The sequence below is a fragment of the Flavobacterium agri genome (assembly GCF_013401995.1).
Classification (GTDB): Bacteria; Bacteroidota; Bacteroidia; order Flavobacteriales; family Flavobacteriaceae; genus Flavobacterium; species Flavobacterium agri.
In genome coordinates, this window is record NZ_JACBJI010000007.1 from 202,664 (window position 1) to 218,453 (window position 15,790).

Annotated in this window: 12 protein-coding genes and 1 pseudogene; 5 read left to right on the forward strand and 8 right to left on the reverse strand. The window is 46.9% G+C overall.

The window, feature by feature from the left end; all coding sequences use genetic code 11:
• Together ettA and HZF10_RS15505 are read left to right on the forward strand one after the other, a co-directional pair.
• On the forward strand, window positions 1-1,695 hold the full coding sequence (gene ettA / locus HZF10_RS15500) for an energy-dependent translational throttle protein EttA (protein WP_176007139.1): 1,695 nt from the start codon (window positions 1-3) through the stop codon (window positions 1,693-1,695).
• Between the two features lie 84 nt (window positions 1,696-1,779).
• On the forward strand, window positions 1,780-3,981 hold the full coding sequence (locus HZF10_RS15505) for an ATP-binding response regulator (RefSeq protein ID WP_246282629.1): 2,202 nt from the start codon (window positions 1,780-1,782) through the stop codon (window positions 3,979-3,981).
• A 90-nt stretch (window positions 3,982-4,071) separates the two neighbouring features.
• On the opposite strand, the gene HZF10_RS15510 is transcribed toward HZF10_RS15505, so the two are convergent.
• Both HZF10_RS15510 and HZF10_RS15515 read right to left on the reverse strand, forming a co-directional pair.
• Window positions 4,072-5,352: a DEAD/DEAH box helicase gene (locus HZF10_RS15510; protein WP_176007140.1), complete on the reverse strand. Its 1,281-nt coding sequence runs from the start codon at window positions 5,350-5,352 to the stop codon at window positions 4,072-4,074.
• Between the two features lie 137 nt (window positions 5,353-5,489).
• The gene (locus HZF10_RS15515; RefSeq protein WP_176007141.1) at window positions 5,490-6,524 is read right to left on the reverse strand and encodes a formimidoylglutamase; all 1,035 of its coding nucleotides are present in this window, start codon (window positions 6,522-6,524) and stop codon (window positions 5,490-5,492) included.
• A gap of 199 nt (window positions 6,525-6,723) precedes the next feature.
• On the opposite strand from HZF10_RS15515, the gene HZF10_RS15520 reads away from it, so the two are divergent.
• Window positions 6,724-7,605, forward strand: coding sequence for a DUF8428 domain-containing protein (locus HZF10_RS15520; protein ID WP_176007142.1), 882 nt, complete (start codon window positions 6,724-6,726; stop codon window positions 7,603-7,605).
• Between the two features lie 44 nt (window positions 7,606-7,649).
• On the opposite strand, the gene hutI is transcribed toward HZF10_RS15520, so the two are convergent.
• Window positions 7,650-8,885, reverse strand: coding sequence for an imidazolonepropionase (hutI, locus tag HZF10_RS15525; RefSeq protein ID WP_176007143.1), 1,236 nt, complete (start codon window positions 8,883-8,885; stop codon window positions 7,650-7,652).
• A 114-nt stretch (window positions 8,886-8,999) separates the two neighbouring features.
• Between hutI and corA the strand changes: the two genes are divergently transcribed.
• Complete coding sequence (gene corA, locus HZF10_RS15530) at window positions 9,000-10,082, forward strand: magnesium/cobalt transporter CorA (protein ID WP_176007144.1); 1,083 nt, start codon at window positions 9,000-9,002, stop codon at window positions 10,080-10,082.
• Here corA and HZF10_RS15535 read toward each other — a convergent pair whose 3' ends face one another.
• Genes HZF10_RS15535 through HZF10_RS15545 form a run of 3 tightly spaced genes read right to left on the reverse strand, consistent with a single transcriptional unit; the run spans window position 10,083 to window position 12,165 of the window.
• Window positions 10,083-10,577, reverse strand: coding sequence for a hypothetical protein (locus tag HZF10_RS15535; RefSeq protein WP_176007145.1), 495 nt, complete (start codon window positions 10,575-10,577; stop codon window positions 10,083-10,085).
• Window positions 10,574-11,257 carry a peptidoglycan DD-metalloendopeptidase family protein gene (locus HZF10_RS15540; RefSeq protein ID WP_176007146.1) on the reverse strand — a complete coding sequence of 228 codons (684 nt, stop codon included), beginning with the start codon at window positions 11,255-11,257 and terminating at the stop codon, window positions 10,574-10,576. Before HZF10_RS15540 ends, HZF10_RS15535 begins: the two co-directional genes overlap by 4 nt.
• Entirely contained in the window at window positions 11,257-12,165 is a 909-nt protein-coding gene (locus HZF10_RS15545; protein ID WP_176007147.1) for an NAD(P)/FAD-dependent oxidoreductase, read from the reverse strand. Before HZF10_RS15545 ends, HZF10_RS15540 begins: the two co-directional genes overlap by 1 nt.
• A gap of 102 nt (window positions 12,166-12,267) precedes the next feature.
• On the opposite strand from HZF10_RS15545, the pseudogene HZF10_RS18225 reads away from it, so the two are divergent.
• Window positions 12,268-12,405: pseudogene (locus HZF10_RS18225) on the forward strand (hypothetical protein); the annotation flags it as partial.
• 128 nt (window positions 12,406-12,533) lie between these two features.
• Here HZF10_RS18225 and HZF10_RS15555 read toward each other — a convergent pair.
• Window positions 12,534-12,785, reverse strand: a complete 252-nt coding sequence (locus tag HZF10_RS15555; RefSeq protein WP_176007148.1) for a hypothetical protein — start codon at window positions 12,783-12,785, stop codon at window positions 12,534-12,536.
• Window positions 12,786-12,934: 149 nt separating this feature from the next.
• Window positions 12,935-15,343: an alpha-ketoacid dehydrogenase subunit alpha/beta gene (locus HZF10_RS15560; protein WP_176007149.1), complete on the reverse strand. Its 2,409-nt coding sequence runs from the start codon at window positions 15,341-15,343 to the stop codon at window positions 12,935-12,937.
• Between the last annotated feature and the right edge of the window lie 447 nt (window positions 15,344-15,790).

Sequence of the window (15,790 nt, forward strand, 5' to 3'; positions counted from 1 at the left end):
ATGTCAGACGATAAGAAAGTAATATTTTCAATGTCGAAAGTCTCCAAGACGTATTCGGCAAGTAACAAAACCGTCCTCAAGGACATTTACCTGAGCTTCTTTTACGGGGCGAAAATCGGGATTCTCGGTCTTAACGGATCGGGTAAGTCCTCACTTTTGAAAATCATCGCGGGTGTCGACAAGAATTATCAGGGAGACGTAGTTTTTTCTCCGGGTTATACCGTCGGATATCTCGAACAAGAGCCACAACTCGACGAGAACAAGACCGTAATCGAGATCGTGCGCGAAGGCGTGGCAGAAACTATGGCGGTTCTTGAGGAATTCAACAAGATCAACGACCAATTCGGTTTGCCAGAAGTATATGAGGATGCAGACAAGATGCAGAAACTCATGGACCGTCAAGCGGAATTACAGGACAAGATCGACGCTTTGGGTGCATGGGAAATCGACAACAAGCTCGAAGTCGCGATGGATGCGTTGCGTACGCCGGATCCGGACACGCCGATCAAAGTACTTTCTGGCGGTGAAAAACGTCGTGTGGCTTTGTGCCGACTTTTGCTTCAGCAGCCCGATGTTTTGCTTTTGGATGAACCGACGAACCACTTGGACGCCGAATCTGTTTTGTGGCTCGAACAACACTTGCAGCAATATCCGGGAACGATCATCGCCGTGACCCACGACCGTTATTTCCTTGACAACGTGGCCGGATGGATTCTCGAACTCGACAGAGGTGAAGGCATTCCATGGAAAGGCAACTATTCGTCATGGCTCGACCAAAAAGCCAAGCGTTTGGAACAGGAAGAGAAAACCGCATCCAAACGCCGCAAGACTTTGGAACGCGAGCTCGAATGGGTAAGACAAGGTGCGAAAGGCCGTCAGAGCAAACAAAAGGCGCGTTTACAGAACTACGACAAACTCTTGAACGAAGACCAAAAAGAACTCGACGAGAAACTCGAGATCTACATCCCGAACGGACCGCGACTCGGAACGAATGTCATCGAAGCCGATAAAGTCGCAAAAGCGTTCGGCGAAAAACTATTGTACGACAACCTGAATTTCACGTTGCCTCAAGCCGGAATCGTAGGCGTCATCGGGCCGAACGGAGCCGGTAAGACCACGATTTTCAAAATGATCATGGACGAACTCCAACCCGACGCAGGTGAATTCAAAGTAGGCGAGACGGTAAAAATCGCATACGTCGACCAGTCGCATTCGAACATCGATCCCGAGAAATCGATTTGGGAAAACTTCGCCGACGGGCAGGAACTCATCATGATGGGCGGAAAACAAGTCAATTCACGCGCTTACCTGAGCCGTTTCAATTTTGGAGGATCGGATCAGAACAAAAAAGTGTCGATGCTTTCGGGCGGTGAAAGAAACCGTCTGCATTTGGCGATGACCTTGAAAGAGGAAGGGAACGTATTGCTTCTCGATGAGCCGACGAACGACCTCGACATCAACACGCTTCGTGCGCTCGAGGAAGGTCTTGAGAATTTTGCGGGTTGTGCGGTGGTCATTTCCCACGACCGTTGGTTCCTGGATCGTATCTGCACGCACATTCTTGCATTTGAAGGAAATTCCGAAGTTTACTTTTTTGAAGGAAGTTTCTCAGATTATGAAGAGAACAAGAAGAAGCGCCTCGGGGTGGACGTCACGCCTAAGCGTATTAAGTACAGGAAGTTGATTCGAAATTAAATCTATAGCAAAACCCCGATTTTCACGATCGGGGTTTTTATTTATGGACAATCCGTGTATATTTACCAGACCAAATCTAGTGCATTGCCCATAAACCGTAATATCTTCTTGCTGCCGCTATTGATGTGTGTAGCTACATTTGCTTTTTCGCAACAATCAGGGTATTCGGCCAAGGGCATAGACGAACTCACCGTCAAGGCCGATAAATATCTCACTGATCTTAATTTTCGGGAATCTCTGCGCTATTCACGCGAAGCACTCAAACAATCTATCGCGCTCAAGGACAATTACCGCATCGCGTACGCTTACAATACGATTGCAGGAAATTACGACGAATTGTCCGAAAACGACAAAGCGATCTACTACTACAACAAAGGCTTGTTCTATGCCAACAAGACCGATAACGATACGCTCAAGAACTGGCTCAACAACAACTTGGGTAATATGTATTTCTTCGAGAAGAAACATTACGAGAAAGGCATCGCGTATTATCAGTCTTCAATCCGCTACAGCGAAAAAATTGCCGATACTTCGCAAATCCTGTTTACCAAACTAAACATTGCCTGGGCGTATTTCGATATCGGGCTTTACAAGGAAGGCCAACCGTATCTTGAATACGTGAACCGATATTTCGGCAAGTTCGGGCGCAAGAACCTCAAGGCTGCGCGACTGATGCTCAACGGCATGCTCGAAAGTCATCTGGATCACGACAAATCGGCCGATATATTTTTCCGTCAGGCGATGGATACGGCCGTGGCGACGCATGAAAAGCTTGATCTTTCCTATACATATCAGGAATATTCGAAGTTTCTCAACAAAATCGGCGACTACAAAAACGCGTATCGTTATCTGGCCAAATTCGATAAGATAAAGGATGAGGTTTACGATGAGGAAAAACTAAAACGCGCGGCGACCGAAGGCCTCAATCTCGAGCTCGACGAGTACAAAAGAGCCGTTGACCGCATCGCTGCCGAAAACGAAGTACAGGCGTTGAGTTTGCGCAAATCGCAAATCATCGTGATTCTTTTCGTAATCAGCTTGTTGGCGCTTACTTTATTGGTTTACATACTATATAAAAACGTCAACTTCAAGAAAAAGGTGAATGCTGAATTGCTCGAGGCCAACCAAAAATTGATTTTGGCCAAAGAGAAAGCAGAAGAAGCCTCGCGTCTCAAAACCCAGTTCGTTTCCACGATCAGCCATGAATTGCGTACGCCTTTGTACGGCGTCGTCGGGATTACCGATATGATTGCAGACGAGCACAAGGAACTCGTTCGGAGTCCGCACTTGAACTCGCTGCGTTTTTCGGCCAAATACCTGTTGTCGCTCGTGAACGACATTTTGCAGATCAACAAGATAGAGGAAAAGCGCGTCGTTTTGGAAAGTCATGTATTCAACGTATCGGACGAAATCCATACGATAAAAGATTCGTTGAAATTCATCGCCAACCGCAACCGCAACGAGATCGAAATCGACATCGATCCCGAAATACCCGAATCGCTTATAGGCGACAAACTGAGGCTTTCGCAGATTTTCATGAACTTGGTCAGCAATGCGCTCAAGTTCACGAGCGACGGCCGCATCATCATCCACGCGAAACTGCTCAAATCGATAGGCGAAAGACGTTATATCAAGTTTTGTGTGATCGATAATGGCATCGGCATCGCCCAAGAAGACCAGGAAAAGATTTTCGAGAAATTCGTGCAGATCGAGCGCAAGGAGAACGATTATCAGGGAACCGGGCTCGGTTTGTCTATCGTGAAAAGGCTGATCGAGCTTTTCGACAGCGAAATCCACCTGCACAGCATACCCGGAAAAGGAACCGAATTCGATTTTACGATCGCTTTCGAATACAACCTAGAGAAGACGCGCGAGATCATCAATAATATGGAAGTCGACCTTTCTACGGCGGCTTCCCACGAGGTATTGGTGGTCGAGGACAACAAAATCAATCAAATGGTCACGCGAAAAATCCTTGAAAGCAACAGCTATAAATGCAGGGTTGTCGACGACGGGCTCACGGCCATAGAAATCCTACGCAAACAGAAGTTCGATTTGGTGCTCATGGACATCAACATGCCCATCATAAACGGTTTCGAGACTACGAGACGCATCCGTCAATTCGATATGGAAACCCCGATCGTCGCGCTCACGGCTTTCGACAAGGAAGAAATTACCGAAGAAGCGCTTTCCGCAGGCATGAACGACATCATCATAAAACCGTTCGAGCCTATAAAGTTGTTTCAGGTGATTTCGGGGCAAATCAACAAGCGTTTATCGAAATGACATGCTGATGTTTTTATAAATTCATTGGATTCAAATAAAAATCCCGTCCAATCAAGAACGGGATTTTTATTTTTTTGGTTCAGTGAACAATCAATACCAACGTCTCTTATTTTTTTTCGAGCCTTCTGATTTTCTTCCCGGGTTATTGTTCCTTGTCTTGCCGCTGCGGTTGTTGTTTTTAGGCTGTTGCTGCGGTTGATTCGGTGGCGGGATTGTACCTGGCGCTTCACCTTCTTTCCACGGATACGGATGCTCGTCTACGATTTTCACGTCGACTTTTATGAGTTTTTGGATGTCTTTCCAATACGGCGCTTCGTCTTTGGAACAGAACGAAATGGCGACGCCTCCGTTTCCGGCACGTCCGGTTCGACCGATGCGGTGCACGTAAGTTTCGGGAATGTTCGGCAGATCGAAGTTGATCACGAAAGGCAGTTGCTCGATGTCGATTCCCCTTGCGGCGATATCCGTAGCGACCAAAACCCCGACTTCATTGTTCTTGAACGCTTCGAGTACGCGTTGGCGCGCCGATTGCGATTTGTCGCCATGGATGGCTTCGGCGGCGACACCTTTTTTGCGAAGCGAACGCACCACGTTGTCGGCACCGTGCTTGGTCCTCGCGAAAACCAATACGTGATTGAGTTTTTCGTTGCGGATCAAATGATACAGCATATTGCGTTTGTCGGTCTTGTCGACGAAGTAGATGCGCTGTTCGACTCTTTCGGCTGTAGAGGAAACCGGTGCGACCTGGACGTTCGCCGGATCGTTGAGGAACATTTCGGCAAGCTCGCGTATCTGCATCGGCATCGTGGCTGAGAAAAGCAATGTCTGGCGATTGTCTGGCGTGAGCTTCACGATTTTCTTGACATCGTTGATAAAGCCCATATCGAGCATCTGGTCGGCTTCGTCGAGAACCAACGTATGCAAATGGTCAAGGTCGATGAAACCTTGCTTGTGCAAATCGAGCAAACGTCCCGGCGTGGCGATAAGTACGTCGACACCTTTCTTGAGCTGATCGACTTGCGGTATTTGGGAAACACCTCCGAAAACCGTCAATTGGCGCAGATTCGTATATTTTCCGTACGTCTCGAAACTCTCACCGATTTGGAGTGCAAGTTCACGAGTAGGCGTCACGACCAACGCGCGGATCACTTTATGACGTTTCGATGTGCCGATATTGCGGTGCAGGTTATGGATGATCGGAATCGCGAATGCGGCCGTTTTCCCGGTTCCGGTCTGCGCACAACCGACGAGGTCGCGCCCTTCAAGAATAACGGGAATGGATTGTTGCTGGATCGGCGTCGGGTTGGTGTAGCCTTCCTCGGAAACCGCCGTCAATATGGATTTGGATAATTGTAAATCTTCGAATTTCATGTATGTAGCCGTTTTTGGCAAGCGGCAAAGATAGGGTATTATTTATTCTTCTATTTTTTATTCCTAATTGTTTATTGTATAAGGACGAATCGTTCGGGGCAAACGAATAAAAAATAAGTAATGAAAAATGATAATGATTACTCCGAAAGCTGCGCCTTCACGAAATCCGTAAGTAAATATCCGATGAGTTTTCCGATAAGGTGCTTGTTCTTCTCATCGCCCAAATCGGGTGCGCCTTCGCATATATGCAGATAGGAAGCGTTGCGGTGTTTGGCGAAAAAGTGCACGAACTTACGCGCTTTGGCCACCGAAAAACCACTGTAGGTCATCGTGCTGCTGGCCACGTCGGGAATAGCGTCAAGATCGATCTCGATGCCGAACGTATCGGTACTCACGAAATCGAGAGCGAGTTTCATTTGTTGGTCGAAGTCTTTTTCGCCACGGATGGAAATCTCGTCATACGTCGTAAACTGTACGCGATTCTCGAGTTTCTTGATATTCTGGAGCACGTTTTTCGAAACGTAATTCTCGTGAAGTCCGAATATGAAATACTTTTTGAGGAAACCTTCCTCGAAAGCATAATGGAAAGCGTTGCCGTTGTGCCTGCCTTCCAAAATGCGAAAATCGGATTGGGAATCGAAATTCACCGCGTTGATCGGTCTTCCTTTTGCCAAAGCCGTCCCTTTGATGTTTCCGTAAGCGTTGTTCTGTCCGCCGCCGATGATGATAGGCGTTTTTCCTGCTTTGACGATAGAGAATATCAAGTGCGAAACTTCTTTGTCGATGCTTTGTACCAATTTGCTGATCGCGAGTCGGTCGTGGGTTTCGTTGAAATTAAAGCTTTCGGCCTGCTGCATTTCTTTTGCGACGTCGAGATGGCCGAGCGCGAGGATGTCACTTCCTTTACAAAATCGGTTGTGTTGAAGATTCGCGATGCTTTCGAGTGCGTTTTGCCAGGCCGATGCCGCTCCGGGACGTCCCGAATTGGCGCGGATGCCGATGTCTTCGGGAATTCCGAACAATACGAAACGCGCCTCGCAATTGGCCATGAATGACAATGGATCGGCGGTTTTGGGAACGGTAAGCATCTTCTCGCCGAAACGTATTTCACCGCTTCTGTGGCGCGTCAATCGGGCCAGTTCGGTTTGTCGCAACGGAATCAATTTTTCCATGAAATCGCAATTTGCGCCAAAAATACGGATTTACAATTCATGCGAACTTTTCCGATCGAGATAAAAATCCCAATTTTTTTGCCGATTGGAAAAAGTTGGATAAGTTCTTCCCTAAACTTTCGTTAATATGGTTGTGAGACCCTTTTAATAATTTAAATTTGTTAAAATTTAACATTTCAACCAACTTAAAACCAACGTTATGGAAAATCAGAATAGCAATTCCAAATTAAAGGCGATAGTGGTAATCCTCGCGCTTCTTCTTGCCGGAAGTTTGGCTTACATGTATAAGATGAGCAGCGACGCGAAATCGACCCAAACAGTTCTTGTGAAGGAAAAAGACGACGTCATGAAAGACCTGCAAGCCTTAAAAGCTACATACGACACGGCTATCGCTGAAAATACGTCTATGTCTGACGAACTTATCGCAGAGCGCGAAAAAGTCGTGAAACTCATGCAGGAACTCGATAAATCGAAAAACGACGTGGCGGCGCTTTCTAAATTCCGCGACCAGTATCGTTCGCTCGAAGGCCGCATGAAAACGATGATGGTCGAAGTGGAAACGCTCAAAAAAGAAAATGCAGGGCTTGTCGTGCAGCGTGACAGTGTGCAGAAAGCGTACGGCGAACAAAAACGTTTCAACGATACGTTGGTCGTTCAAAATGAAAACCTTGCCAAAACGGTCGAAAAAGGATCTCAGCTCGTCGTGATGAACTTGCGTACCCAAGCCATCAAGCAAAGAAGTTCGGGCAAACAGATCGAAACCGACAAAGCAAGTCGTGCAGACAAATTGAAAGTATGCTTCAGCATAGCCGAAAACAAAATCGCGAAATCTGGAGATAAGACATATTACGTTCAGATCATCGATTCCAAAAACAACGTTCTCGGCGATAAATTGACCGAAACGTTCGGACCGAATACGCTTACATACAGTTTTACGACGACCGTGGCTTACCAAAACGCTTCGGTAGACGTTTGTGAATTCCTTGACGGAAAAGGCAAAGACTTCGAAAAAGGAACGTATTTCGTGAATATCTTCGACAAAGGCGAACTCGTTTCCAAAACAAGTTTCAACTTGAGATAATCGAAATCAATATAAATAAGAAAGCCCGTTTTAGCGGGCTTTTTTTATGCTATCGATTTTCCGTTGAGGATGACCGATTCGATCAGGTCGCTGCCGAAACGGTACGGTATTTCGTAAAAAGAGGTAATCGGTTTGGTGATGATCAGATTCGCTTTTTTCCCGACGGTGATGCTGCCGTGCGAAGCCGACAACCCCATGGCATAAGCGCCGTTGATAGTGGCTGCGTTGATCGCTTCTTCTGGCGTCATCTTCATTTTGATGCAGGCCGTAGCAACCACAAAATTCATGTTGCCCGAAGGTGTCGTGCCAGGATTGAAGTCCGAAGCCAGCGCCAACGGCAAACCCGCATTGAGCATTTGACGCGCGGGCGTATACGGAATGCTGATGAAGTAGGAGCACGAAGGCAACGCAACGGGCATTGTCTGCGAGTTCTTCAAGGCTTCGATATCAGCTTCGGTCACGATTTCGAGATGGTCGACCGATAAGGCTTTGTGTTTGACGCAGGCCGCGATCCCGTCGATGGCCGTGAATTGGTTTACGTGGATTTTCGCTTGCAATCCGTATTGGAGTCCGGCTTCCATGATGCGCTCGGTTTCTTCTACCGAAAAATAACCGGTTTCGCAAAACGCGTCTATGTAATCGGCCAATTCTTCTTGTGCGATTTTCGGAAGCATTTCATTGACGGTCAAATCGATATAAGCCGAATGGTCGGTTTTGTATTCGGTCGGAAACGCATGCGCGCCCAAAAACGTCGACTTGATCGCCGTCGGGTAATTTTGCTTGAGTCGTTTGATCACGCGCAACATTTTGAGTTCACCTTCAACGGTCAATCCGTAACCCGATTTGATTTCGACGGCTCCCGAACCTTGGCTCATGACTTCTTCGAGTCGTTTTTTCGATTGTTCGTATAAATCGTCTTCCGAGGTCTCGTTGAGTTTTTTGGCCGAATTCAGGATGCCGCCTCCGCGATTCGCGATTTCTTCATACGTCAGGCCATTGATACGGTCGACGAATTCCTGTGTGCGGTCGCCAGCATAAACGATATGCGTATGGCTATCGCACCAAGCGGGCAACACGACTTTTCCGGAACAATCGATGATTTGGGCGTTTTCATGATCCGGAAGTTCGGACATATTCCCGAAAGCGGCGATTTCCTCACCGTCGATCAAAAGCCAGGCGTCGGGAATCATCGGCAATTCGGCCATTTCGCTTCCCGAAACTTTTGTAATCGACATGTCGCGTATTTGAAGCAGTTGCTTGATATTGGTAAGAAGGATCATTTCAGTAGTTGTCGGTGGATTCAAATTCACGTCAAAAATAACAATCCTAAAATTTCCTTACGGCCAATCTGCCGAAAAATCGAAATCGTCTATCTTTAATCAAAATTTTCCGCAGTGAGACGCATCAAATACAAGAAGGTTAGAAAAGTCCAGCCCAATTACTACGAATATACCGGCAGCTACAAATCCGATCCCGTAGAAATGCAGCTATTCGTCTATAATGAAGAAGGTTATGAAGAATACAAGCCGTGTACGGTAGAACGCGTCGAGAAGGAATTGCGCGATCCGTTGCAGACACACGACGTGAAATGGCTCAACATCCACGGGCTTCACAACATCGAACTGATTCGGAAAATAGGGGAGTTTCTCGATATCGAACCCGCGATAATAGGCGATATTTTGAACGTGACCCGTCGTGCGCGCATGGAAGAAGCCGACAACGTATTGTTTTTCAGCATCAAATCGATATTGGCCGAAGAAAGTACGCACGAACTTCGCGTCGAACAGATCAGTTTCCTGATGACCGACAATTTATTGGTTTCTTTTCAGGAAAAACGCAGCGATTTCTTCAGCCATTTGCGCGAAAGGATCCGCACCGGAAGCGGAATCGTGAGGAAAAGAGGCAACGATTACCTGTTGTATTTGCTGCTCGATGCGATCATGGAGAACTTTTTCATTACGCTCGAACGGTTCGAGGAAGAAATCGAGAAAGTACTCAACGATTCGAAAACCGCAGAAAGTTCGTCGGTGTTGGTACGCATCGAAAAAAGCCGCGAAAGCCTGAATTTTCTCAAACGCGCGGTCGTTCCGCTGCGCGATGCGTTGTACAACCTCAAAAGCATCAAGGACGACGAAGATTACGACGGCATCGACAAATCGAATTACACGTTTTTCGCGCGCCTGCACCAAAAATGTCTTGAAATCCTCGATCAGATCGAATACGACAACAACACGCTCGAAAGTGCGTCGAACATGTTCTTTTCGTCTCAAAGCCAACGCATGAACCAAATCATGAAGACACTTACCGTATTCTCGGTGATTTTCATGCCGTTGACGTTCATCGTAGGTGTTTACGGAATGAACTTCGACAACATGCCCGAACTCAAAACCCAAGACGGATATTACGCGGTTTGGGGCGTGATGATTGCCATCGCGATCGGCATGGCGATTTATTTCAAGCGTAAAAAGTGGTTCTGATTATTTGATGGGCGTGTATTTGTCGGTCCAATCGGTCGTCTTGATCGCGACGAGTTTGTTTTCTTCGTTCATGATCACGCGCAGTTCCTTGTTCGCGATTTTCTTGGAATAATCGGCTTTGTAACGATACACGTTCGTTTCGTCTTTCTTGTTTCGTACGACTTCGACCAATGTCAAATCTTTGAAATCCCCATATTTAAGACGGAATTTGAGGCAGGTTTTCGTGATTTTCGATTCGGTTACGTTCGCTATAACCGATGGCGTGGCCTCGCTCGAATTGAATGGTTTGAATCTCGAGGTGTTGCAGGCGTTCAGGATGCGTTTCCCGAATTCGTAAGCGCGTTTTTTCTGCTCCGGATCGAGTTCTTCTATCGGAATCCTTGCATCGGTGGCGACTTCTACGGGTTTCGGTTTTGTGGCCGACGACGCTTTCTGCTTTGATTTGCAGGACGCCATCAACGCTATAAGGCTGAATAAGATGATTACTTTCTTCATGTCGTGTGTTTTATTTTTAGCAATAAGTCCGGATCGGGACAGTTCTTCAGGTAGAAATCAAGATCGTTCTCGTTGCAAACGCCCGGATAATCCCCGAAATTGTCTTCTAAATCTTCAATGATCTGGAAATGCAGGTGTGGCGGATAATCGCCATTTACCGAAGCGTCTCCCAAAAACGCTATCTCTTGTCCTTTCTTGAAAACATCCCCGATTTCGATGTCTTCGATGCTTTCTACCGATAAATGTCCGTACAACGTGTAAAAGACCTTGCCGTCGATGTCGTGTTCCAGAATGATTGTCGGCCCGTAATTCCCTTGGCCTACATTGTACTCGAAGCTGTGGACTTTGCCGTCGAGAGCCGCCAATACTGGTGTTTCGGTTTCTGTCCAAATATCGATTCCTATGTGGATGTCGCGTTCTTCTTCGTCATCATCCTTGAAAAGTTCGCTGCGTTTGTACAGTTGACGTTTTTCGTTATAGCCTCCGAAAGCGGCAAGCGCGTTGTTTTTCGCCAGGTGATTTCCGATGTAAGCGTCGAAATCGGAAGAATCCGAAACCAGTTCCGCATTGATTTCGGTGTTCGAAGGCGACAGGTCAAGCGCCGTATATTTCGAGTACGGAATGCTTTTGTCGATGACGTATACGCCGTTTTGTTTTTTAAGAATTTCGGTCAATTCCATCAAAAATCTTCTTTTATAAGTTCATGGTTGATACAGATGCCGGCCGTATTTCCCGATGCGATAGAACGCGCGAGCGAACGCATGGCCATCGTATTGTCGCCGGCCGCGAAAAGACCGGGGATGTTGGTGCGTTGAGAATCGTCCACGACGATGAAACCGTGGTCGTCGAGTTCGCATCCGATGTCGATTGGGATCATTGTGCTTTGACGAACTCCGGCGCGTGCATAAATCGCGTCGAAATCCTCCGAAGAACCGTCCCTGAAAACGACTTGTGTGACCTGTCCGTCTTCGCCATTGATGCGGTCGATCGCTTTTGGGAAAACCGGAATATCCTTTTCGCGCAACGTTTTGAGTTCTTCGAAAGAAAAAGGCTCGTTGTCGTTGACCAAAAGCGAAATGTCCTTGCTCCACTGGCGCATAAGCTTCGACATTTCGAATCCGGCCTCACCGTGCGCCAGAATCCCTATTTTCTTGCCGGCGATCTCATACGCGTGACAATACGGGCAATGGATCACGGTTTTTCCCCAGCATTCTGCAAATCCGGGAATATCTGGGATGATATCCGTGACTCCCGTGGCGAGCAGCACTTTTTGGGCGAGGAACGAAGCGCCGTTATCGGTCGTCACTTCAAATTCGTTGTCACGGCCCGAAATGGCTTTGGCCTTCGCGCTCAAAAACGTCACGCTGTGGTATTTGAGCACTTGTTCCTTGGCTTTTGCCGAAATGATTTCGGGAGCTTCGTTGTCAAATCCGATAAGGTTATGAGCGTGAGGAGAATTGCGGTTGCAAGGCGTTCCCGTGTCGATGACCAAAACCGTGCGAAGCGAGCGTCCGAGCGTCATTGCAGCCGACAATCCGGCGTAACTGCCTCCGATGATGATCACTTCATAATTTGGGATTTCTTCCATTGCGATTGCTTTCCCCTAAGTTATTTGTTAAAAAAAATGCATCCGTTAGTTTTAATATGCTTTTAACAGAACAAAATCCGACACTTGGCCGGATTCGTTTACTTGACTTTTATCCGCGGTGGAGGCGGTGGAGGTGGAGGCAAATGTCCGGGTTTCGGAGGCGGTGGAGGAGCGGGAACTTTCACCTCGACCTTTCCGTCCGGAGTCTTGACCTCGACTTCTTTTTCGGGAACTGGAGGTGCGGGCGGCGGATCGACAGATATAGTGTCAACCAAAGGTTCGCCTGGAGCCACCGGTTCATTGTTGTTTTTGCATGAAGCCAGACTTATCAAAGCGACTCCAAACATCAGGAGTTTGCGGTTCATGGCTTATTTTTTTACTTCTACAGCCGCTTTACCGTCTTTTACCTCGACATCGGTGTTTTTGGTATCGACGTTTACGCCTTCTTTACCGACTTCTACAGATGTCTTGGTCGTGTCTTCGGCAGGTGCTTCAACTTCTTCGGTTGGTGGCGTCACGACCACTGTCGTGTCTTTGTTCTCGATTGTGGTTTCGGTCTTTTTTTCGCACGAAGCCAAAACCAATATGGCTGCTCCGAATACTAGGATTGATTTTTTCATGATTTCTCGAATTAGGTTATTTATTGACCTGAATTTCGGGAGATAAATTGACGCCGCAATGAAAGTCTTAAAACCTTGTAACATTTAATTATAAAATAAAAAATCCGACGGTTTAAAGTCGGATTTCGTTTGTATGAATCGTATTCGGATCAATACAATGCCGGATATTTTGCCGGATTTATTTCATGGAACATCGCATAGACTTTTTCGTAAATGTCTTCGGCCGATGGTTTCGAGAAATAATCGCCGTCCGTTCCGTAAGCCGGACGATGCGCTTTGGCCGCAAGCGTTTGGGGTTTGCTGTCGAGGAAGTCATACCCGTTTTGCTCGTCTACGATTTGCTGTAAAATGTAAGCCGATGCGCCCCCGGGAACGTCTTCATCCACTACCAAAAGTCGGCTCGTATTGGCGATGCTTTTTGCGATGTCATGGTTTAAATCGAATGGTAAAAGTGACTGGCAATCAATTATTTCGCATTCGATGCCTACTTCTTGTAATTCTTTGGCAGCCTGTTCCACCAAACGCAAAGTCGAGCCATAAGAGACGATGGTAATGTCGCTGCCTTTTCTAATGGTTTCGACAACGCCAATCGGTGTTTTGAATGCCCCAAGATTGTTAGGCATTTTTTCTTTGAGGCGATATCCGTTGAGACATTCGACCAACAAAGCAGGTTCGTCGCATTCCATCAACGTATTGTAGAAACCGGCGGCTTTGGTCATGTTTCTTGGGACGAGTACGTGTATGCCACGAATCGCGTTGATGATCATGCCCATCGGGGAACCCGAATGCCAGATACCTTCGAGCCTGTGGCCGCGCGTACGGATAATCAGTGGCGCTTTTTGACGCCCTTTCGTGCGGTATTGCAACGTCGCGAGATCGTCGCTCATGATTTGGATCGCATACAACAAGTAATCGAGGTACTGGATTTCGGCAATCGGGCGCAAACCGCGCATCGCCATCCCGATTCCTTGGCCTAAAATGGTAGCCTCGCGTATTCCGGCATCCGAAACACGGAATTCACCGTATTTTTCCTGCATACCTTCAAGACCTTGGTTCACGTCACCGATATTGCCCGAATCTTCCCCAAAAACAAGTGCGTTCGGATATTTGGCAAACAAAGCGTCGAAGTTGTCGCGCAAAATGAGACGTGCGTCGGTTTCTTCGGCAGATTCGTCGTATGTCGGGGCGACTTCGGCAATCGAAACCACATTTTGGGCCGATTCAGAGAAAAGGTGAGAGCTGAAATTCGGTTGGGTTTTAATTATGTACGACTTGATCCAGTCGGCCAGTTGCAGGCGCAACGCGTTTTCCGGCAAAAGCATTCGGAGCACTTTACGCGCCGTAACGAGCAAATCTTTACGGATCGGTTCTTTTATCGAAGCCAGATCCGACGCGTATTTTTGTATGAAAACCTTGTTCGAGCTTTGGTCGGCCAACGCATTGAGCAAATCAACCAATTCCGACTGTTCGCTTTTTATAGGGTTCAGATACGCGTTCCAAGCGGCTTTTTTGCCTTCAAGGACTTCTTTTTTGGCTGCGTTTTCGATCTCGTCAAGGTTTTCGGCCGTGGAAAGATTGTTGCGCAACATCCATTCGCGCATCTTTTTGATACAATCGAAGTCGGCTTCCCATTGCAGGCGATCCGGATTTTTATAGCGTTCGTGCGATCCGGAAGTGGAATGCCCTTGAGGTTGGGTGACCTCGGTAACGTGGATCAGGATAGGCACGTGTTCTTCTCTGGCGATTTTGGAGGCTTTGTCGTAGGTCGCGACCAATTCTGCATAATCCCAAGCTTTGGCGTGCATGATTTCGTAACCTTTGGCGTTTTCGTCGCGTTGAAGGCCTTTAAGTATTTCCGAGATGTTCTCTTTGGTGGTTTGATGTCTTGCATGTACCGAAATTCCGTACTCGTCATCCCAAACCGAAATGACCATCGGAACCTGCAAAACACCAGCCGCATTAATGGTTTCGAAGAACAGACCTTCAGATGTACTCGCATTTCCGATTGTTCCCCAAGCAACTTCATTTCCGAGGATCGAAAAATTGGTAGCACCCGAAATATCGCGAACGTTTCTGTAAATTTTCGAAGCTTGCGCCAAACCTAACAAGCGTGGCATTTGACCTGCGGTAGGAGAGATGTCCGATGAGGAATTCTTTTGTACGGTAAGGTTTTTCCATGACCCGTCGGCATTGAGGCTGTGCGTGGCGAAATGTCCGCCCATTTGGCGACCTGCACTCATCGGTTCTTGTTCCAGGTCGGCGTGTCCGTAGAGACCTGCAAAAAATTGCTGGACCGTCAATTGACCGATTGCCATCATGAACGTCTGGTCGCGATAATAACCGGATCTGAAATCACCATTTTTGAAGGCTTTGGCCATGGCGAGTTGAGGTACTTCTTTACCGTCGCCGAAAATTCCGAATTTGGCTTTGCCGGTAAGGACTTCGCGTCTTCCGAGCAAACTGCATTCACGGCTTAAGACAGCGATTTGGTAATCGTTGAGCACTTCTTTCTTAAAATCCTCGAAAGTGAGGGTTTGGGCGGTTTCAGATTGAGTCATGACTGAAAAATCGGTTAGGAAACAAATGTAAGCAAATTGGCGTTACATTTTTTTGGAGCTTTTCATTTTTCGCAGCAAAAACTTCGAAAAGCCGAACTATTTTATTGATAATGTATTTTTTGGGGAAATGTGGTGAGAAAGGTTTTTGTTTTTGTGGGAAAATCGGTTGGGTTTGGATTTAGGTGTTTGATGGATGTTAGACCTAACAGGTTTCCAAAACCTGTTAGGTCTAAAGGTAATCTTCAAAAGCGAAAGATCGGTATTGATTTTCTGCCGTTTTTGTTAAAGTTGTTTTTAAAAAATCAAGCTGGAAATACGATTTTTCTGAAGAACTGGTCTTTTCGGTTAGACCTAACAGGTTTCCAAAACCTGTTAGGTCTAAAGGTAAGCGCTTTAATAATAAACCAGATACAGTTTTTACGTACTTTTTCCTAAAATCAACCTCCA